This window comes from Bacillus sp. AK124, assembly GCF_053903085.1.
In genome coordinates this window covers 1,839,870-1,858,981 of the sequence record NZ_CP096378.1, presented here as the reverse complement: position 1 = coordinate 1,858,981, position 19,112 = coordinate 1,839,870, and the positions used below count along the sequence as shown (strand labels likewise).

General features: G+C 45.7%; 21 protein-coding genes. 2 read left to right on the top strand and 19 right to left on the bottom strand.

What is annotated here, in order from left to right:
* Positions 1-269 precede the first annotated feature (269 nt).
* The 15 genes from M1E06_RS09315 to M1E06_RS09245 form a co-directional block, all read right to left on the bottom strand.
* Positions 270-1,403 (bottom strand): WD40 repeat domain-containing protein, encoded by a 1,134-nt coding sequence (locus tag M1E06_RS09315; RefSeq protein WP_031305183.1) that lies wholly within the window; start codon positions 1,401-1,403, stop codon positions 270-272.
* Positions 1,400-2,851 (bottom strand): HAMP domain-containing sensor histidine kinase, encoded by a 1,452-nt coding sequence (locus M1E06_RS09310; protein WP_023857480.1) that lies wholly within the window; start codon positions 2,849-2,851, stop codon positions 1,400-1,402. Before M1E06_RS09310 ends, M1E06_RS09315 begins: the two co-directional genes overlap by 4 nt.
* A 3-nt stretch (positions 2,852-2,854) precedes the next feature.
* Complete coding sequence (locus M1E06_RS09305; protein ID WP_023857481.1) at positions 2,855-3,556, bottom strand: response regulator transcription factor; 702 nt, start codon at positions 3,554-3,556, stop codon at positions 2,855-2,857.
* A gap of 420 nt (positions 3,557-3,976) precedes the next feature.
* Positions 3,977-5,758, bottom strand: coding sequence for an ATP-binding protein (locus tag M1E06_RS09300; protein ID WP_023857482.1), 1,782 nt, complete (start codon positions 5,756-5,758; stop codon positions 3,977-3,979).
* Positions 5,755-6,477 carry a response regulator transcription factor gene (locus M1E06_RS09295; RefSeq protein ID WP_020451999.1) on the bottom strand — a complete coding sequence of 241 codons (723 nt, stop codon included), beginning with the start codon at positions 6,475-6,477 and terminating at the stop codon, positions 5,755-5,757. Before M1E06_RS09295 ends, M1E06_RS09300 begins: the two co-directional genes overlap by 4 nt.
* Positions 6,478-6,621: 144 nt before the next feature.
* A complete protein-coding gene (gene ccsB / locus M1E06_RS09290) occupies positions 6,622-7,797 on the bottom strand; it encodes a c-type cytochrome biogenesis protein CcsB (RefSeq protein ID WP_035338497.1) in 1,176 nt (391 codons plus the stop codon).
* A gap of 12 nt (positions 7,798-7,809) precedes the next feature.
* Entirely contained in the window at positions 7,810-9,450 is a 1,641-nt protein-coding gene (gene resB / locus M1E06_RS09285; protein ID WP_023857483.1) for a cytochrome c biogenesis protein ResB, read from the bottom strand.
* Positions 9,450-9,986, bottom strand: coding sequence for a thiol-disulfide oxidoreductase ResA (gene resA / locus M1E06_RS09280; RefSeq protein ID WP_023857484.1), 537 nt, complete (start codon positions 9,984-9,986; stop codon positions 9,450-9,452). The genes resB and resA overlap by 1 nt, the downstream gene beginning before the upstream one ends.
* A gap of 84 nt (positions 9,987-10,070) precedes the next feature.
* Entirely contained in the window at positions 10,071-10,805 is a 735-nt protein-coding gene (gene rluB / locus M1E06_RS09275) for a 23S rRNA pseudouridine(2605) synthase RluB (protein WP_020452003.1), read from the bottom strand.
* A gap of 159 nt (positions 10,806-10,964) precedes the next feature.
* The gene (locus M1E06_RS09270) at positions 10,965-11,501 is read right to left on the bottom strand and encodes a spore maturation protein (RefSeq protein WP_023857485.1); all 537 of its coding nucleotides are present in this window, start codon (positions 11,499-11,501) and stop codon (positions 10,965-10,967) included.
* Positions 11,502-11,505: 4 nt separating this feature from the next.
* Positions 11,506-12,093, bottom strand: a complete 588-nt coding sequence (locus M1E06_RS09265; protein WP_020452005.1) for a nucleoside recognition domain-containing protein — start codon at positions 12,091-12,093, stop codon at positions 11,506-11,508.
* The gene (locus M1E06_RS09260; protein WP_035338495.1) at positions 12,081-13,235 is read right to left on the bottom strand and encodes a D-alanyl-D-alanine carboxypeptidase family protein; all 1,155 of its coding nucleotides are present in this window, start codon (positions 13,233-13,235) and stop codon (positions 12,081-12,083) included. Before M1E06_RS09260 ends, M1E06_RS09265 begins: the two co-directional genes overlap by 13 nt.
* Positions 13,236-13,388: 153 nt before the next feature.
* A complete protein-coding gene (locus M1E06_RS09255) occupies positions 13,389-13,880 on the bottom strand; it encodes a YpuI family protein (RefSeq protein WP_023857487.1) in 492 nt (163 codons plus the stop codon).
* Positions 13,881-13,994: 114 nt separating this feature from the next.
* Positions 13,995-14,588: an SMC-Scp complex subunit ScpB gene (scpB, locus tag M1E06_RS09250; RefSeq protein WP_023857488.1), complete on the bottom strand. Its 594-nt coding sequence runs from the start codon at positions 14,586-14,588 to the stop codon at positions 13,995-13,997.
* A complete protein-coding gene (locus tag M1E06_RS09245) occupies positions 14,578-15,333 on the bottom strand; it encodes a segregation/condensation protein A (protein WP_023857489.1) in 756 nt (251 codons plus the stop codon). Before M1E06_RS09245 ends, scpB begins: the two co-directional genes overlap by 11 nt.
* A gap of 182 nt (positions 15,334-15,515) precedes the next feature.
* On the opposite strand from M1E06_RS09245, the gene M1E06_RS09240 reads away from it, so the two are divergent.
* Positions 15,516-15,611, top strand: a complete 96-nt coding sequence (locus M1E06_RS09240) for a YjcZ family sporulation protein (protein WP_003183108.1) — start codon at positions 15,516-15,518, stop codon at positions 15,609-15,611.
* Between the two features lie 119 nt (positions 15,612-15,730).
* On the top strand, positions 15,731-16,252 hold the full coding sequence (locus M1E06_RS09235; RefSeq protein WP_026579357.1) for a DUF309 domain-containing protein: 522 nt from the start codon (positions 15,731-15,733) through the stop codon (positions 16,250-16,252).
* A gap of 10 nt (positions 16,253-16,262) precedes the next feature.
* On the opposite strand, the gene M1E06_RS09230 is transcribed toward M1E06_RS09235, so the two are convergent.
* From M1E06_RS09230 to ribE, 4 genes are all read right to left on the bottom strand, one after another.
* Complete coding sequence (locus M1E06_RS09230) at positions 16,263-16,637, bottom strand: GNAT family N-acetyltransferase (RefSeq protein ID WP_020452011.1); 375 nt, start codon at positions 16,635-16,637, stop codon at positions 16,263-16,265.
* A 101-nt stretch (positions 16,638-16,738) separates the two neighbouring features.
* Positions 16,739-17,203 carry a 6,7-dimethyl-8-ribityllumazine synthase gene (ribH, locus tag M1E06_RS09225; protein WP_003183115.1) on the bottom strand — a complete coding sequence of 155 codons (465 nt, stop codon included), beginning with the start codon at positions 17,201-17,203 and terminating at the stop codon, positions 16,739-16,741.
* 34 nt (positions 17,204-17,237) lie between these two features.
* A complete protein-coding gene (locus M1E06_RS09220) occupies positions 17,238-18,434 on the bottom strand; it encodes a bifunctional 3,4-dihydroxy-2-butanone-4-phosphate synthase/GTP cyclohydrolase II (RefSeq protein WP_020452012.1) in 1,197 nt (398 codons plus the stop codon).
* 21 nt (positions 18,435-18,455) lie between these two features.
* Complete coding sequence (gene ribE / locus M1E06_RS09215; RefSeq protein WP_023857491.1) at positions 18,456-19,103, bottom strand: riboflavin synthase; 648 nt, start codon at positions 19,101-19,103, stop codon at positions 18,456-18,458.
* Positions 19,104-19,112: the final 9 nt, after the last annotated feature.

Below are 19,112 nucleotides of genomic sequence, written 5' to 3'. Positions count from 1 at the left end.
TCTTTTAATCTCGTCACATACAAGACAACGTTCTATAAGAAGGATGCTCTTTAAATATAAAGGGAAGATATCGCAGAAGTTCGGCCAACTTGTAAACAAAATGTCACAAAAAGAGGAAAAACATCATTTTTTGAGGGATGTTAATCAGTAAATAATAAGACTTATTACCTTGAAGGGGATAGTGAGAAAGGAATGGATAAAAAAACCTTATTTCGGTATTTAACTGAAATAAGGTTTTTTTGCCTGATATTAAAGTATAAAACGATCGGTTATTTAAATGTGATGATATAAGCTTGTTCTTCTAAAAATCGCGCCGATGCACTCTCCATAGAAGGATACTGGTATTGTGCGCTAACGAGCAGGCTGTTGCCGTCCGGGCTCCAATATATTTCCGAAGGGATGGTGCCGTGGTATATCGGTTCTTCATAGAGGATATTTTTCCCTTGAAGCTTGCCTGCATAGATATTGTCTTCATCCTTCAAAGAGTAAGCGATTTTCTTTAAGTCGTTTGAGAATTTAAAAACAGTTACTTTTTCGAGCAGAGCAGAAAGCTCGCCGTTTCTGCGATCATATTCGTACAGGGTTTCCCCTGTGTCCAGGAATACAAATTGATCATTGTTTAACCAAACCGGTCCGCCGCGGCTGTCCAGACGCTTGTCCTGGATTTTAATGCGGTTGCCGTCAATCGTTCCTATTCTGATTCCGTACTCGTCGGAACGCTGCAACACGGTAAGCAAAAAATCTCGTCCATTATCAGAGATGTTAACTCCCGTAAGCGAATCTTTCTCCGCAAAATCATTCAATGTATACGTTTTGAGCGTTCCGGAATCCGTATCATAAACACGAAGGCTTGTCTGATTCCCCTGCCCAACATCTAAAACGAGATAACAAACGTATCTGCTATTATTTGACCATGAAACATCTTGGACATAGACCTCATTGCTGGCGGAGATGCTGGCGATTTCTGTGTTTTTTCCGTTCGCCGGCGAAAACAGCTGCATTGATGTCTTACTTAATGACAAAGTGACTCCGGCGATACGCTTTCCGTCTGGAGACATTTTCAGGTTGGACATGTTGCTTTCAATGCCTTTTACGATTTCAGCTTTTTCATAGGGGGAGGAAAGGCGCTGAAGACTGCGCGCTGTACGTTCGGATGTCCCATCTCCCTTGAAAAAACCGACAACGGAATCCGGTGAAGACCACCCAAGCAGCTGCCCTGCTTTTGGAAGGCGATAAATCGTATTGACTTGAAAAGGGCGGGTTTTCTGGTCATCGACATGATTGTCTTCCCCGCTTGGGATGATAATCGTTTCAGATCTTTTTCCGACATTATAACTGGACACGATAATGGCCAGAAACAACAGCACTCCTGCCCAAATGATAAACGGTTTGTTTTTCATCATTTCTCAACCTTTGCGTAAGCTAATTCAACATGAATCACTGTTTGGTTTTCCTTGTAGTACATCTCGATTGTTCCTCCGTGTTCGTCAACAATTGTTTTCACAATGCTTAATCCCAAGCCTACACTTCCTTCTTCCTTAATCTTCTGATTGACTGAATAAAAGGGCTGGAACATTTTGGAGTGTTGGTCATTTTCCAATGGAGCACTTGGATTCTTGAATGTAAAAAGAATGGTTTCTCCAACGATTTCGGCCTTAATGATGATTTCCGAATGAGATAAGCTGTATTTGATGGCGTTGTCCAGCAGATTGATGAAAAGCTGGCGCAGCCTGCTCACATGACTGTGAACGTACAGGCCATCTTCAATGTCACAGGTAATCCTTTTCTTATACCGTTCTGCCCGAAACTTCATCGATTCGCAAACATCTTTTAAAATTTCCCCTGCCTCGACCCTGTCAAATTGAGCTCCCTTGGCAGGTTCCCGGGATACTTCAAGAAGCTTGATCACCAAATTGTGCAGGCGTCGGCTTTCTTCAACAATGTGGTTCATGCCTTTATCAAAAAACGCCCGATCCGATTCCCCTTTATCTTTTATGATCTCTGCATATCCTTGGATGGAAGTCAGAGGTGTTTTCAGCTCATGCGTCATATTGTCAAAAAATCGTTTTTCTTGTTCGTTCAGTTCCTTTAAACGGTCACGATCCCTTTCAATGGTTAAAATTTGTTCTCGAATTCTGCTGATCATATCGTTAAAGTTGACGGCAAGCTGGCCGATTTCATCTTTCCTATTAAAGTGAATATCCATATCCAGCTTGCCCTTCTTGACTTGCGAGGTGGCATCGGTCAGCTTGACGAGCGGAATCGTGATATGTCTGGACAGGATATAGGAGAAAAGGAACGCCGCCAAAAATATGGCAAGCGCGATGTAAAAAACAATATCCAGAACCTCTCCGCTTTGCTTATACAGCAGGTCAAAATTTTTCGAAAAACGCAATATGCCTACCTTTGTACCTTCAACGACAACCGGATATGAAAAAAACACTTCTGCTTTATTGCGATTATAGGTGATATGATAGGCAGTCTTTCCTTTGATCGCCTGTTTAAGATCTTCATTACTTCCACGGGAAAACGCCTTCTGATCAGAAGCAGACAACAATGCGCCATTCACGGTATAAACACCGACATTGCTTCCTGTGGAGTGATTCAAATTATCTACCATTTCATCGGCCATATCACCGAAATAAAGTTCATTGTTTTTATAATGATTGATTAAAAATGCCTGGTTTACATAGACGGTACTGTTTTTTTTCAGTTCGACTAAATCCGATGTTACAATTTTTTCATTACTCGACCAAATCACGTTCTTAACCGTATGATTGAGCACAAGGAAAGAGAGAGAAAAAATCAGAAAAAAGCCAACAATAAACTTGCCCTTGATGGTCCGTAACACTCTCTACTCCTCCTGCTTCTCGAATTTATATCCGATACCGAACACCGTTTTAATCAAGTCGCTTGCATCGAGCTTTTTGCGGAGTCTTTGAATATGGGTATCAACTGTACGGGTGTCACCGAAAAAATCGTATCCCCAAATGAATTCTAAAAGCTCTGAACGCGTAAAAACTTTTCCCCGATGATCAACCAAAGTCATCAGCAGATCATATTCTTTAGGAGTCAATTCGACGGCTGCCCCGTCTTTTTTCACCAGTCTTTCACCCGGGATGATCACAATATTTTTAAACCGGATCTCATCCTCTTTTTCCGTTTCCCGTTCGTTCACATGATAGGCTTGTTCCAGACGCCGAAGGATCGTGCGGATTCTCGCGACAACTTCGCGCAGATCAAACGGCTTTGTAATATAGTCATCGGCCCCGAATTCCAACCCGAGTATTTTATCCGTGACATCTGATTTTGCGGTGATCATCAGTATCGGAATATTATAGCTTTCAGTCACTGTTTTGCAAATATCCAATCCGCTGCAGTCAGGCAGCATCCAATCGAGCAGCAGAAGATCAGGTTTGAATTGATCTAATTTCCTCATGCCTGAAGAGCCGTTATTGACCGTGCACGTTTCGAAACCTTCGGACGTCAGCCCGTAAGCAAGCAAATCAGCAATTGCTTCATCATCTTCTATAATCAGTATTTTGGTTTTATCCATAAAGTCATCACTCATTCCCTGTTTCAAGCTTATTTTGTCTAGAAACCTCTTTTGTTTCTCGCATCCTTCTATAGAGATTATACATAAATCCAAACCAAACTCTTCCTTTGACGGTCCGCAATTGGAGTGCTGGTGGACTTTTAAGGCGCAGAAAAAATGAACGGCCTTTTATAGATGATCAGAACGGGAGCAATTATGTCCATATGTGATTTTCACTAGTCCATTTGTCCAAATCCTTCATCCATTTCCTCTGATGTTCATCTGTCTTTTGGAATCCCCACTCTTTTAACGGCAACAAAGGCAAAAACGTTTCAGGATAAGCAGAAATTTTACAACTTGGATACAAGTTGCCCTCAAATAACGGAGCACCTGTTCTTCATGAACAGGTGCTCTTTGTTTCTTATGGAACAAGATTCTTCGTCAAATTTGGCCAACATCCTGCTTATTTCTTGGAATGTAAAACGTGAAGGAAGTACCTTCGTTCAGCATGCTGTGGACGGTGATCGATCCGTTGTGTGCATCGACGATGTTTTTAACGATCGCAAGTCCGAGGCCCGTCCCGCCTTTTCCTCTCGTCCTTGCTTTATCCGCCTTGTAAAAGCGTTCAAAAATAAACGGCAGGTCCTCTTCTGGGATGCCGCTGCCCGAGTCTTTCACGGCGATTTTCAGCCCGCTTTGCGCTGACTGCACATCGACATGTACGGTGCCGCCGGCATTTGTATGGCGGATCGCGTTGTCAATCAGGTTCGTTAATACCTGCTCCATTTTGTCCGGATCAAACACAAATTTGGCTTCGTGCAGATCAAGATTGTGAGAAAGCGTAATTTCTTTGTCACCGGCCACTCCGTAAAACTTTCTGAACACCCTCTCGAAAAATTCGCGGAGCTCCACCTGTTCTACGTTTAAGGAAATATGGCCCGCCTCCATTCTGGCAAGGTCCAGCAAATCATTCACAAGCCTTCCCATTCGTAAAGACTCGTCATAGATGACCTGCGCGATTTCCTTTTTTTCTTCCTCAGAGCTTGCAATGTCGTCAACGATTGCTTCACTGTACCCTTGAAGCATCGAAATCGGTGTTCTCAGCTCATGGCTGACATTGGCGATAAAATCTTTTCTCAGCTTATCAAGCCGTCTTTCCTCCGTCATATCCCTCAAAACGGCGACCGCTCCGCGCACATGTGACTGATTGTACAGCGGACTCATGAGCAGCACCCATGTTCTGCCTTGCAGGGTCATTTCAATCATCTGCTCCTTCTCCGTGCCGACGGTGTTTTGAAAAAGCTCACGCGCTTCAGGAGGCAGTTCATGGCCTTCTTTTACATTCATGTTCTGCTCATAATACCAGGCCTGTAAAAAGCGTTCAGCCGGAGGGTTAGTCACAAGGATCGTCCCGTCGATATTGATGGTGATCACGCCGTCTGCCATACTGCTTAAGATATTCGACAAATGCTCCTTTTCCTGATTGAGCGCTGTAATATGGAACTTCAGCTGGCGCCCCATTTGGTTAAAGGCAATCGCCAGCTCGCCGATTTCATCCTGGGTCAGGATCGGAATCTTCGTATCAAACTTCCCTTTTGCAAGATCCTGTGCACCCTGCCGCATTTTTCTGAGCGGGTAGGTAATCCGGCTTGACAGGAAGAAAGCGAAAATCGTCGTTAACACAATCGCAATCGCAGCGGCAAAGAGAATATACCTTGTCGTATGCTGTGTCGTATCTTTCACGGCAAGAAGCGATTGAGAAAGAAACACCATGCCTTCATCTTCGCCTTTCCCGTACGGTACACCGACAATCAGCTGATCGTTCTTTTGATCGGAGATGACCGTCCGCTTCTGCACTTTTTGATGCTTCTGAAGCGCTTCGTTCAGATCGGAATCATTTTTAATATCTTTTAATGTAATGGAAGCCACTTTTTGATTTTCCCGCGGTGAATACCAATATTCATTCTCATTTTTGATAACGGTGATGCTCGTCAGTTCATCGGCAAGCTCCCATGTGATCGATCTGGCCGTCTCCTGGTCTTTATGGTTTTCCATGATGACGGCCACCTTGCTGGCGAGCTTTGTCAAATCAGCTTCCGCTTCATCGACATGGTAGTTTTCAATAAACTCAAGCAGAAAGAACGTAAGGATAAATAAGACAAATGAAACTAAAAGCAGTATGGTAAACCACAGTTTACCGACTACGCTCTTCCAAAACTTCATTCGTTTCCGACCTCAAATTTATACCCGACACCCCATACCGTTACGATTTTTTTCGCAGCTTTCGGCGAGACTTTGTTCAATTTTTCACGTAGACGTTTAACATGGGTGTCGACCGTTCTCAAATCGCCGAAAAACTCGTATTGCCATACTTCCTTCAGCAGCTTTTCACGATCGTATACTTTATCAGGAGTTTTGGCCAGGAAGTAAAGCAGTTCATATTCTTTCGGCGTCAGGCTGACTTCGGTTCCGTCCGCCATAACTCTGTGTGCATCGTGATCAATGGATAAGTGAGAAAAAACAAGAACATTTTTTGCCGTTGTATCTGTATTCAGATAAGAGGTTTGCGATGATCTTCTCAAGAGCGCTTTGACTCTCAGCACCACTTCCCTCGGACTGAAAGGTTTTACAATATAGTCATCGGTTCCGACTTCAAAGCCCTGCACCCGGTTCGCTTCTTCGCCTTTCGCCGTCAGCATGATGATCGGAGTGGCTTTTTTGTCGCGTACTTGGCGGCATACTTCAATGCCGTCGGTTCCTGGCATCATCAAATCGAGCAGGATTAAATCGTATTCGTTGCCCAGGGCTTTATCGATGGCTTCGTCGCCATTCTCGGCTTCCTCGATCTTATAATTTTCCCTTTCCAGGTACATTTTTAAAAGTCGTCTGATTCTTGCCTCATCGTCTACTACTAATATTTTTGTCTCTTTCGTCTGTTCCATCGTAAACCTCCTGATTTGAATCTTCTTACATTCATTTTATTAGAAAAGCGATCGTAAGCCAAGCTAAGAATGGCCTTTCCCAATTTAAAACGATAAGCTGCGGAAGGCCCGGCGAAAAGCCCGGACCTTCCTGCACCGCACGGATCATGCATAAGAGTGAAGTCCAGCGATGACAAGGTTTACAAAAATAAGATTAAACATAATAATGGCAAAACCGATAACGGCAAGCCACGCCGATTTTTCGCCGTGCCAGCCTCTTGAAAGCCTGAGATGCAGATAAGCTGCATAAAACAAAAATGTAATCAGCGCCCAGACTTCTTTCGGATCCCAGCCCCAGAATCTGCTCCATGCCAGCTGTGCCCATATCATCGCGAAAATAAGCGCGCCAAGCGTAAAAACCGGAAAGCCGATCGAAACGGATCGATAGCCGATTTCATCGACAAGGTCAAGGTTCACATTTTTCACGAGCGGCTGAAGAAGCTGACTGATGCGTTTTCTGATGATCAGCCTGATGACACCGTAAAGCAATGCGCCGGTTCCAAACGACCAGAGAACCGTATTCAGCTTCCGTCCTGAAAAAATAGGCGGCACATTGACAAGCGGCTCCATTCTCTCCTCTGTTAAAAGTTCGCCTTTGTTCGGCGCGATCAGAGCGGGAAGCTCGTAAATCATGACGTCTTCCTGGTTGTCTTTATCAATCCACTTGAACTGCGCTTCATAGCCCCCAATGCGGAATGAGGTCGTGACAAGGATAAACGCGAGCGTTGTCACAAGCATAAACATGACAAATTCGAGCCAGAACGTTTTTTTGCCAGGCTGTGACTGATCCACATGCTTGAGTAGAAAGATCACGCCGGCGACAAAGCTGATGGCGAGAATCGCCTGTCCGAGGGCTGCAGTCGTAACATGAATATAAAGCCAGTTGCTTTGAAGCGACGGAATCAGCGGTGTGATATCGGTCGGAAACATGCTGGCATATGCGATTAACAGCAGGACAACGGGCAGTGTAAACAGCCCCAAAGCAGACAGCTTGTAAATAAAGTAGATGATGATGAACGCCAGAACGAGCATCATGCTGAAAGCAGTTGTAAATTCGAAAAGATTGCTGACCGGTGCGTGTCCGGAAACGATCCATCTCGCAATAAAATATCCAAACTGGCATACAAATCCGATGATCGTGATCAACACTGCGATCGACGCCCAGCGGTTCTTCTTCTTCCGGTCTGAAGCCTTGCTCCTGATGGAGCCGCCAAAAAAGAAGACCGCTGAGAGATACAAGAGAAATGCCGCGTACAATAAATTGCCGCTTAACTCTGCCATGAAAACCCCTCCCTATGCTGGCCGTTTATTTTTTTCCTTTGACAGTTCTTTTTGATCGGCCGGTTCGGATATCCCCGTATCCTCAAGTACGGCCTTCAAGTCCTGTTTCAGCCCGTACCAGTTTTTATTCGTATGTCCGGCGACGAGCACATGCCCGTCCAGCGTTCTGAGCCAGATCCTTCTGTGGTGCCAGTACATCCCCTGGATGACGCCGATCATAAAGATGGCGCCGCCGACCATGAGCACCCACAAAGTCAAATCTTTTCTAATGGTGAGGCCTGAGAGATTTTTCGTTTCGACGTGGTCAAACTTCATTTTGTATTTATTGTCGTCAGAACCTTCGATTGTTTCCTGAATCGCAACGAAACTCTTTTCTCCTTTAGGCTTATCCGGGGCGGTGATCTGGAATACAAAAGCCGGATTGTTCGGATTCCTCGTTTTCGTGCTCGGCTCCCCGTCTTTGTTAAAATAAAAGTCCGGCAGGTAGCTTGCAATATGAACTTTGTAACCGTTGCCAAGATCATATTCCGGCTTCGGCTCCAAGAGGTTGATTGCCACTTTGCCGAAAGATTTCCCGCTGTCTTTTTCAATCAGCTGAAAGACCATTTTGTCGAGCTCGCCTTCCTTGTAAGTCAGCTGATAGAGTGCATATGAACCGAATTTCAGCGGGTCATTGACCCTGATCTTGCCGCTTTTCACTTTCTTCAATTCAGGCGCTTCACCCGGGAGACTGTCATTTTTTCTTTCATATAGTTCAACATCGGTTTGATATGTTTTTGCGACAGTACCGTCACCTGCTTTAGTAATCGCCTCTGAAAATACTTCTTTTTCTTTTTCACTGTCGTACATTTCTTTTGTAAACCGGTTGTTTTTCAAGTAGTAATGGCCGTCAGTTCCCGGGATGGGCACGGTCTCCCCTTCCCTGATCCAAAGGGTTTCGTCGACATACATGCCCGGAACAAATCTGAGCATGACACCGATGAGGAATATGATCAGCCCGATATGGTTCACATATGGGCCCCATCTTGAAAAACGGCCTTTTTCCGCAAACAGGTTTCCGTTTTCTTCTTTGACTCGGTATCGTTTTTTCTTCAGTTTACCGACGATTTGTGATCTGGTGTCTTCAGACATGTCCGCTTCCGTCCGGCTGAAAAGGCGCTGCCTCTCCATAAAGTTCGGATTTCTCGTGACGCCCTGATTTTTCAGCGCCCTGTACAAAGGAACGACCCTGTCAAGGCTGCAGATCACAAGCGATATGCCGATTGAAGCAACCAGAACAATAAACCACCATGAACCGTAAAGATTGTGGAAACCGAGAGTATAATAGATTTGTCCGAGAAGCCCGTATTGTTCGCTGTAGTATGTATCAGCCTGCGCACCCGGCGGCAGGAACATTTCCTGCGGGAAAATCGTTCCAAAAGCAGATGCTGTCAGCGTAATGACGATCAGCCAGACGCCGACCTTTACAGACGAAAAGAAATTCCATATTTTATCTACGATTGTTTTGTTATATGTTTGAGAGCGTCTCGCACTTCCGTCATACCGCATGTCAAGGAGTTTGGCATCCTGTTTGACGAGCGGCTTTCCGCACGATTCACACAAAACGGTGCCCGTCGGATTCACATGGCCGCATTCGCATTTGATTTCTTTCATCATGACGATCCCTCTGGTTTGATCATATTCATATAATCATGGATCATTCGTTCTGTCATCGTGCCAGACACGACTTTGACAATCTCTCCGTCAGGATTGATCAAAAACGTGGTCGGCAGCGGTGTGACATCGTATGCGTTCAGAACCTGCCTGTCTTTATCAAGCACAACCGGAAAATTGACGCCGTAGTCTTTCATAAAGTTTCGGACGGCAAGGTTTGATTCGCCGACATTGACGGCGACGATTTCAACCCCTTGATCCTTAAACACTTTATATTGATTCGCCATGTAAGGAAATTCTCTTTTGCATGGTTCGCACCATGTTCCCCAAAAGTTTAAAAATACCCCTTTGCCTTTTAGATCGTCCAGCTTGAGACGGTTGCCGTCAACATCCTCCAGCGAAAAATTGGGAGCTTTTTCCCCCACCGCCACACTCTCCGTCTTTTGAAACACGGCGCTGTACAGCGTGTAGCCAAGCGCTGCAAGCAGCACAAGGAGGATGCCTGTCCGAATGTAAAAACGCTTTTTTTTCATAATCCGCCCCCTCATTTAGACATTCAGTATCATTATATCATCTCATGACTGCCTGCCATTTGCCTTTTTTGAAGGTTGTGTGAAAATTTAGAAAGCCGCTTTACCGTGTTCAGCCAATGCCCTGAGCCTTTTCACTTCATGAGGCGTGAGCTCTCTTTTTTCCCCGGTTTTCAAGCCCGCCAGGTTCAAAAAAGCGTACTCTTCCCTTTTCAGCTTGAGCACTTCGTGTCCGATGGCTTCAAACATTCTCCTGACCTGACGGTTTCGCCCTTCATGGATTGTGATTTGGACGATGCTGGTCTGCTTTTTCTTATCGAGTGACAAAAGCTTCACTTTTGCCGGAGCTGTCTTTCCTTCCTCAAGGCGTACGCCCCGCTCAAGTTTTTTTAAATTCTCCTTTAAAGGAATGCCTTTCAGCTTTGCCACATACGTTTTATTAATTTCGTATTTCGGGTGCATCAATTTATTGGCGAAGTCCCCGTCATTCGTTAACAATAAGAGGCCGCTTGTATCATAATCAAGCCTTCCGATCGGATAAATCCGCTCCTCCACCTCTGTGAAAAAGTCGGTCACAACTTTCCGGCCTTTATCGTCTTTAACCGCTGATATAACCCCTCTCGGTTTATACAGGAGAAAATAAACGGGTTCTTCGCTTTCAAGCTGGACGCCGTTTACCTCGATCCGGTCTGAGCTTGATACTTTAACGCCGAGCTCTCTGACGGTTTTGCCGTTGACCGTGACTTTCCCTTCTTTTATAAGTTCCTCCGCCTTTCGCCTTGATGCAATACCGGCGTGGGCGATTACTTTTTGAAGTCGTTCCATATCTTTCACCTCATGTATTATCTTACTTTTTTCCAGACCAACAAACAAGTTTGCGGGCGCCTTCTTCCTTAGGAAAGAAGCACTCCGCCCTTAAATGTATCCTTTCTCACGTCAAAAGTAAAACAGTTTTGGCTAGAAAAGCAAAAAAGCGCCTGTTGATCAGGCGCTTCCAAACAGCAATGTTACAATAATCACAGACGCGATAATCCCCGCTAAATCAGCAAGCAGTCCCACTTTTAAAGCATCCCCCATTTTCTTGATTCCGACCGCGCCGAAATAGACAGTTAAAACATACAGCGTCGTGTCTGTCGATCCCTGCATGACAGAGGCCAGCCGGCCGATGAACGAATCGGGTCCGTAAACTGCGATTAAATCGGTCGTCATGCCGAGCGCCGCCGTTCCCGAAATCGGCCGGATCAGAGCCAGCGGAACCACTTCCGTCGGAATTCCCACGGCGGAAAATACCGGCTTTAAAAGATTCATAAAAAAATCGAGCGCCCCTGAAGCACGGAAAACGGTGATCGCTACAAGCATACCGACCAAATAAGGGATAATGGAAAACGCAATTTGGATTCCTTCCTTCCCTCCCTCAACAAACGCTTCATAAGTCGGGACTTTTTTGAATGTACCATACAGCAGAATCGTGGCGATGATAAACGGGATAAGGGCCAGAGAAAGCCAATTGATGAATTCCAAATGCTCACCCCTTCTTTTTTCTTCTATAATAAAAGTATCGGTCGATGAAGATCGCAAAGATTCCCGATATTAAAGTCGCCAAAATGGTCGGCCCGACGATGTCTGTCGGCGCCTTTGCATCATATGTCATCCTGACCGCGATGACGGTCGTCGGAATCAAGGTAATGCTTGACGTATTGACCGCCAGAAAGGTGATCATTGAGCGGCTCGCTTCCCTGCGGTTCCGGTTGAGCGCCTTCATCTGTTCCATTGCTTTAATGCCGAGCGGTGTCGCCGCATTGCCCAACCCGAAAAAGTTGGCCATTAAATTGGATAAAATATACCCCATCGCCGGATGATCCGGAGGGATCTCGGGAAACAGCTTTGAAATGAACGGCCGGCACAACCTGCTGAATTTTTCGAGAAGCCCGGATTGTTCGGCGATTTTCATCAGCCCCAGCCAAAAAACAAGGACGCTCATCAGGCCGATCGAAATCGTGACAGCTTCCTTCGAACCTTTAAATACGGCCTCATTGACTTCCTGAACCGTTCCGTTGAAAAGCGCAAACACCAGACCGATCACCGTTAAGCCGACCCAGATTATATTGACCATGATGAACCGCCTGCCGCTTTTTGGAATACGGATTGAAAGGTCTCGAAAAACGATTTTTTCGGCTTTTTGTTGCGTTCGTTTTCATAATAGATCGGTACACTTGCAATCGTTTTTCCGTTGAACATGACGTTCATTTCCCCGATGATGTCCGGGATTTCTTTTTTGTTTTTACGCCACGATTTTTTCGGTTTAAGAAGCTCGATGTCAACCTTCACGTCTTCTTTTTCATCTTCGTTTAACAAATATGTGACATCCCGTTTAATAAAAGCTTTATTCCCGTAAAAAGAGTCTTTTAATTTCGGAACCTCGCCTTTTTTGGCGATGATATATGTTTTGTAGTGGCCGTATACATAGTTGAACATGTTCATATGATCATTCCAGTCGTCAGGGGCATTGATGGTGACGGCGATCAAATCGGTTCCGTCTTTCGATGAAGTGGAGACGAGCGTGCGCTTCGCCAGCTTGGTATATCCCGTCTTCCCGCCTGTACTGTATTCGTAAAGCCCTGTTAAAAGCTTGTTTTTATTTCTCCAGATGCCTTGCATCGTTTCTGCCTTATAGCTCTTCGTTCCGGCGATTTTTTGGTACGTTTCGTTTGTCATCGCATATTTCGTCAAAAGCGCCATATCATAGGCCGAGGAATAGTGGTCAGGGTGATCATCGAGTCCGTGCGGATTGCGGAACAGGGTGTTTTCCATGCCAAGGTCGGCCGCTTTTTGATTCATCATGTAGACAAACCCTTCCAGGCTTCCGCCCACATGCTCAGCAATCGCAACGGCTGCGTCATTTCCCGATCTCAGCATCAAACCGTAAACAAGGTCCTTGAGCTTCACCTTTTGCCCGCTTGTCAAATAGATTGATGATCCCTCCGTTTTGACCGCCCTGTCGCTGACCGTGACTGTCTCATCCAATTTGCCCGATTCCACGGCCAAAATGGCTGTCATAATCTTCGTAATGCTTGCAATGCGCCGTTTTTCATGCTCATCCTTCGCAAACAATACCCGTCCGGATTGCCCGTCCATGACAATCGCACTTCTTGCGCTGACATGAAGGGAAGGCTGTGCTTCAGCGATTTGGTATGAAGAGCATAAAAGAGAGCATATGATGATGGCTGCTGCAGCCTGTTTTAGAAAAAAGCGCATTTTTTCTCACGTCCTTGTGGTTGTTTGTACAAGTTTATGCGCTTGTCTTTCCGTTATGAACACCAATTGGATGATTCCCCGAGAAAAATCTCAAGCAACATTAAAACTCCCCCTTTCATGAAAGGGGGAGTTCCGGCACACGGTTCATTTAAGCTATGATCTCGGCTGAACCATCTTCATCCGATAGTCAGTCGCATAGTATTCCAATTCTTCTCTCATCGATTGATATTCTGTTTCAAGCGAAGCCATCAAATTTTTTAATGAGGCCGGCGCTGGTTCGTGAAAGCAAATGGCGTTTTTTCCCGTGTAGGCCGCTCTGCTGTCTTCGTACCAAGTATCTTTTTTCGGTGTAAAAAATTCTTCTATGCATCGATGATAGATCTGATAGAGCGTCCTTTCGGCGGCAGCGTCCTGAAAAGGAACCTGCTTCAGCCTGATTCGGCAAGCCAGAAGCCCTTCTTCACAGTAAACCGCCAGTTTTCTCAAGTTGCTGAGGACATCGCGATAATAATCTCTGCTCCCGGGCTCTTCGGCTTCAAGGGATGAGAGCGTCGTTTCGTTTAAATAATCGCTCAGCGTCTGAACGGTCTGTGCTAAAAATTCGCCTGCCTGCTCGGTTTGGGCTCTTGCCATAGATTTTCCCATTGGTGTCGGCACCCTCTCCTCATCGCTTTGTTACAATCGTATTCTTTCATGCATGAAATTAAACATAAAAAATACGATAATATATATTATCATACTTCGGTCCTTAAGGTGAGTCTATTTTAAATCTTCGAACGTCTGGTTAAAGTTCTCAAAGAACAGATCGGCTTCTTCCTGAACCCCGTCTTCTTCTACATTTTCGGGCAGCGGCGGAAGCTCTTCAAGCGTTTTTAAGCCGAATTGTTCAAGAAATGTTTCGGTTGTACCGTACAAGATTGCCCTGCCCGGTCCGTCCGCCCGGCCTACTTCGCACAACAGCGCTTTTGCGACAAGGCTCTGGAGAATCCGTTCAGATTTGACCCCTCTGATCTCCTCGACTTCCGCTCTCGTAATCGGCTGCTTATATGAGACGATGGCCAAAACTTCGAGGGCAGCCTGAGAAAGCCCTTTTGAAGGGGCTTCAATCAGCTTTTTCAAATAGACGGCGAATTCTTTTTTGGTCGAAAGCATGTACGTATCCGCGTACTCGACAAGCTCGATGCCCCTGTCTTCTTTTTCATAGGTTTCTTTGACATCGAGCATAATATCCTGAAGCTCGGCTTCATCGATCTCCAAAACGGATAATAGCTGTTTTTTTGTCAGGCCCTCGTCGCCGGCGGCATACAAAAGCGCTTCGACAATGGCTTTCCAATTCACGATATCAAGCGTCATGAATCGCTTCACTCCCTGTTATGTAAATGTCTGAAAAGTTGTGTTCCTGCTCAATGATGATCAGCTGGTTTTTCATCAGCTCCAAAATCGCCAAAAACGTCACAACGAGATGCTCTTTCTGTTCGTATGGGAACAGTTCCATAAAATGCATCCTTTGACGGGACGATTTCAAACAATCGACGATTTGCGTCATTCGTTCTTCTATCGGTATTTCCTGTCTTGAAATTCTAGTTTCAGACGGCCGGCTGATTTTTTTACGGTTTAACACCTTTTGAAACGCCCCGAGCATGTCGTAAACGGTGACGGACAGCTTTTGCTCGCTGAGTTTGATTTCCTTGGCATAGTCGCTTAAATCGCTCGGCGGCTTCGCGAATGCTTTTTGCCGCTCTTCCTCGCGCTCCTTCAAATTTTGCGCGGCACTTTTGTATTTTCTGTACTCTATTAATTTTTCAATCAATTCTTCTCTCGGGTCCTCTTCCTCCTCGAGAAACTCTTCGTCAAACAACTCCTCTTCCTGCTTTGGAAGGAGCATTCGGCTTTTAATGCTGAGAAGGGTCGCAGCCATCACCAAATATTCACTGGCCACGTCGAGCTCAAGTTCGCGCATCGTATGCACATATAATAAATACTGCTCGGTTATCTTCGCAACAGGTATGTCATAAATGTCTATTTCAAGGCGGTTGATTAAGTGCAGCAGCAGATCCAGCGGCCCTTCAAACGCCTCGATTTTCACCTGATATTCCATGTTCATTTCTCACCATTTTCAAAATCGCTTCTAAGCCGGCTAAAACTGGCTACCCTTTAGTATAAATTACGCGTCTGCATGAAGTCCAATATAATTTAAGAAGCTTTGGCATTCGCCTATACGATTTGAGCGTATGCTGCATAGAATACTGTGTAAAATCTTAAACCTGAGGAGGGAACAACATGGGAGGTAAAGGCTTCGGCTACGGCGGAGGATTTGCTTTGATTGTCGTTCTGTTTATTTTGTTGATTATTGTAGGAGCGGCATGGATCTATTAACATAAAAATGAGAAGCGTCCGTTACCCGGGCGCTTTTTTCATAGCCTGGATATATCTCCGTTTTTCCTCCGTTCCGTTCTTATGATACACTTTAACGGAAACTTAAAGGAGGATGTCAGATGTATCCCCAAGCTTATATCGATTACCTGGCCGAATTCCACGGGTCAAGGGATTATTTTGAATGCCACGAAATTTTAGAAGACCATTGGAAAAAGGACAATCCCGGCGAGCGGAAATCATACTGGGTTGGATTGATTCAGCTGGCAGTCGCACTCTATCATCAGCGGAGAAACAATTTTGCCGGTGCAGAGAGATTAATGGCGAACAGCATCCGCATCCTGGTGTCCGAAAAAGACGCAGTCGAATCGCTCGGATTAGATTACAGCCGCTTCATCAAGCTGTTAAGGAAGACTTACCAAAAAATCAAAGCCCATTCTCCTTATGAAAGCATCATGCTTCCGATCACAGATGAATCTTTGATCAAAGCATGCCGGAAACAATGTGAAAAAAAGTCGTATGAGTGGGGAGCAAACGATCCACCCGACGCCTTCATCATTGATAAACACCTGCTGAGAGACCGGACTGAAGTGGTTGCCGAGAGGAAAAAACAAATCGAACGGCGAAAAAAGAGCAGAGGCTAGAAGCCTCTGCTCATTGGTTATATGTGATGTCTTCATTTTCGTGATCCTGACAGCGCTCAAAGAATCCTTTAGTTAATTCATTCGGAACCAGCGGTTTAGGTGCAAACATTTGCGAAATGGCCGACACCATTTTTTTGCCGATTCCTTGATGACGGTGAGACGGGTTTACACTGATATGCTTGATCTCGACTTCTTCTTCTCTTTTCTCTACTCCTACACAGCCGACAATATCCTCGCCTTCTTTCCATAGGAACAGCTGCCTTTCAGTGTCCGTTTCATAGTCTTTAATTGTCTGCTGAAGCTGCTTGACGTCCTTCTCATTCGGCATAAACGAAAGGAGCCCCATCGCAATCTTTTCGAATGACTTTTTATAACGAATTAACATAAATACCCCTCAATATATCAAAATGTGGATCTAACGAAGGCTAGTCGCTTCACATCACATTATAAACATTTTTATAACCTTTTTAAACTCTTTTTCGGTAATTATTGAAGCGACCGGGTCAGGTTCGCCATTTCAATCGCTGCCGCGGCAGCTTCTGCACCTTTATTTCCGGCTTTTGTTCCGGCGCGTTCTACCGCCTGCTCGATCGTGTCTGTCGTCAATACGCCGAAGATCACCGGAACGCCTGTTGACATGCTGCTCGCCGCAATCCCCTTTGCCGCTTCATTGCAGACATAGTCATAGTGGCTTGTCGCTCCTCTAATGACCGTGCCCAGTGTAATCACGGCGTCGTATTTTTTCGTTTCAGCCATTTTTTTGGCGATCAGCGGAATCTCGAATGCGCCGGGAACCCAGGCGACATCAATATCATCAGCTTTGACCCCATGTCTCAACAGCGTATCTTCTGCACCGCTTAGAAGTTTGCTTGTAATAAAATCGTTGAACCTTGACACAACGATCCCAATTTTCAAATCTGTTCCAATTACATGACCTTCTATTTTATTCATATGAATCCCGTCCTTTTTTGTGATTGATTTTAGTTTAAAAATGAAGCATATGCCCCAATTTTGATTTTTTCGTTTTTAAGTACTTTTCATTGTCTTTTTTTGTCTCCATCTGCAGCGGCACCCTGTCTGCGATCGTCAGTCCGTAGCCTTCGAGACCGGCAATCTTTCGCGGATTGTTCGTCAGCAGCTTCATTTGTTTCACGCCGAGGTCTCTTAAAATTTGGGCGCCGATCCCGTAGTTGCGAAGATCTGGGAGAAAACCGAGCTTTTCATTAGCCTGCACGGTGTCATATCCTTCTTCCTGCAGTTTATAAGCTTTCAGTTTATTGATTAAGCCGATTCCTCTTCCTTCCTGTCTCAAATAAAGGAGCACGCCCCGGCCCGCTTGTTCGATTTGCGCGAGTGCGGCAGCAAGCTGCGGGCCGCAGTCGCAGCGGTAAGAGCCGAAAACATCGCCCGTCAGGCATTCTGAGTGTACGCGGACAAGGACAGGCTCGTCTCCGAAAGGTATATCGCCTTTGACGAGTGCTATATGTTCCTTGTCATCGATTTCGTTTGTATAGCCGTAAACCTTGAATGTGCCGAATTCGGAAGGCAGCGTAATCTTCACTTCTCGGTTGATCAGCGTTCCCTTGCTGTAGCGGTATTCGATCAAATCTTTAATCGTAATCATTTTCAAGTCGTGCTGGTCGGCTATTTTTTTGAGTTCAGGCACCCTTGCCATCGTGCCGTCTTCATTCATGATTTCGCAGATGACGCCGGCCGGCGCGGAACCGCACGCCTCCGCAAGGTCAACGGCCGCCTCCGTATGTCCGGCTCTTTTTAAAACGCCGCCTGTTTTCGCAATCAAGGGGAAAATGTGCCCCGGTCTTTTAAAATCGCCCGGAAGCGCGTGATCATCAATCAGCGACATGACGGTCAACGACCGCTCTTGAGCGCTGATCCCCGTCTTTGTATCGCGGTGATCCACACTGACCGTAAATGCCGTGTGATGAGAATCGGTATTTTCGTCCACCATCGGATGGAGGTCGAGCCGTGAAGCGATCTCTTCATTAAGCGGCGCGCAGATCAAACCCCTTCCGTGCGAAGCCATAAAGTTGATCACTTCAGGTGTTGCGTATTCTGCCAGCGCAACGAAATCGCCTTCGTTTTCCCTGTCCTCGTCATCGACCACGATGATGACTTTTCCTTGCTTCAAATCGCGTATCGCTTCTTCAATTGTGTGAAACATAGGCGCGCGGCCTCCTTTCATTTAAAACCCGTTTTCTTTAAAAAACGATTCAGTCAATGGCTTTGCCTGTTTGTCTTGTTTTGCTTGGTGGAGAAACCGGTAAATGTATTTGCCGATCATATCGCACTCGATGTTGACGATGCTTCCGGGCTTTTTTTCCGAAAAAATCGTTTCATCCAATGTGTGCGGGATAAGCGAGACTGTTACTTGATCTTCCGTCAGTCCAAAAATGGTGAGGCTGACGCCGTCTACGGCGATCGAACCTTTTAACACAAGCATTTTGGCCAGTGAAGGGTCAAGTTTTAAATCATAGTATACGGCGTTAGCCGCTTTTTCTATGCGCACGATAGACGCGGTGCCGTCGACATGCCCCGACACCATATGCCCGCCGAAGCGGCCGTTTGCCGCCATCGCCCGTTCAAGATTGACGCGGCTTCCTTTTTTTAATGTGCCGAGTGATGTTGCTTTCAGGGTTTCAAGCATGACATCCGCCGTGAAACTGCCGGAACCGAACTCATTTACGGTCAGGCAGACTCCGTTGACAGCAATGCTGTCGCCAAGCTTCACATCCTCGGTCACTTTGTTGGATTGGATGACTAAAGACATGGCGCTTCCCGCCTTTTTCATGTCCAAAATCATTCCGACTTCTTCAATGATGCCTGTAAACATATGCCACCG

Excerpts from the sequence above, each read along its gene's own strand:
- ccsB (WP_035338497.1), bottom strand. The coding sequence starts at position 7,797 with ATGGCAGAGTTAAGCGGCAATTTATTGTACGCGGCATTTCTCTTGTAT.
- M1E06_RS09265 (WP_020452005.1), bottom strand. The coding sequence starts at position 12,093 with ATGGTCAATATAATCTGGGTCGGCTTAACGGTGATCGGTCTGGTGTTT.
- M1E06_RS09260 (WP_035338495.1), bottom strand. The coding sequence starts at position 13,235 with ATGCGCTTTTTTCTAAAACAGGCTGCAGCAGCCATCATCATATGCTCT.
- M1E06_RS09305 (WP_023857481.1), bottom strand. The coding sequence starts at position 3,556 with ATGGATAAAACCAAAATACTGATTATAGAAGATGATGAAGCAATTGCT.
- M1E06_RS09235 (WP_026579357.1), top strand. The coding sequence starts at position 15,731 with ATGTATCCCCAAGCTTATATCGATTACCTGGCCGAATTCCACGGGTCA.
- scpB (WP_023857488.1), bottom strand. The coding sequence starts at position 14,588 with ATGACGCTTGATATCGTGAATTGGAAAGCCATTGTCGAAGCGCTTTTG.
- ribE (WP_023857491.1), bottom strand. The coding sequence starts at position 19,103 with ATGTTTACAGGCATCATTGAAGAAGTCGGAATGATTTTGGACATGAAA.
- resB (WP_023857483.1), bottom strand. The coding sequence starts at position 9,450 with ATGAAAGAAATCAAATGCGAATGCGGCCATGTGAATCCGACGGGCACC.
- M1E06_RS09230 (WP_020452011.1), bottom strand. The coding sequence starts at position 16,637 with ATGTTAATTCGTTATAAAAAGTCATTCGAAAAGATTGCGATGGGGCTC.
- ribH (WP_003183115.1), bottom strand. The coding sequence starts at position 17,203 with ATGAATAAAATAGAAGGTCATGTAATTGGAACAGATTTGAAAATTGGG.
- M1E06_RS09240 (WP_003183108.1), top strand. The coding sequence starts at position 15,516 with ATGGGAGGTAAAGGCTTCGGCTACGGCGGAGGATTTGCTTTGATTGTC.
- M1E06_RS09300 (WP_023857482.1), bottom strand. The coding sequence starts at position 5,758 with ATGAAGTTTTGGAAGAGCGTAGTCGGTAAACTGTGGTTTACCATACTG.
- M1E06_RS09255 (WP_023857487.1), bottom strand. The coding sequence starts at position 13,880 with ATGGGAAAATCTATGGCAAGAGCCCAAACCGAGCAGGCAGGCGAATTT.
- M1E06_RS09245 (WP_023857489.1), bottom strand. The coding sequence starts at position 15,333 with ATGGAATATCAGGTGAAAATCGAGGCGTTTGAAGGGCCGCTGGATCTG.
- M1E06_RS09295 (WP_020451999.1), bottom strand. The coding sequence starts at position 6,477 with ATGGAACAGACGAAAGAGACAAAAATATTAGTAGTAGACGATGAGGCA.
- M1E06_RS09315 (WP_031305183.1), bottom strand. The coding sequence starts at position 1,403 with ATGATGAAAAACAAACCGTTTATCATTTGGGCAGGAGTGCTGTTGTTT.
- rluB (WP_020452003.1), bottom strand. The coding sequence starts at position 10,805 with ATGGAACGACTTCAAAAAGTAATCGCCCACGCCGGTATTGCATCAAGG.
- M1E06_RS09220 (WP_020452012.1), bottom strand. The coding sequence starts at position 18,434 with ATGTTTCACACAATTGAAGAAGCGATACGCGATTTGAAGCAAGGAAAA.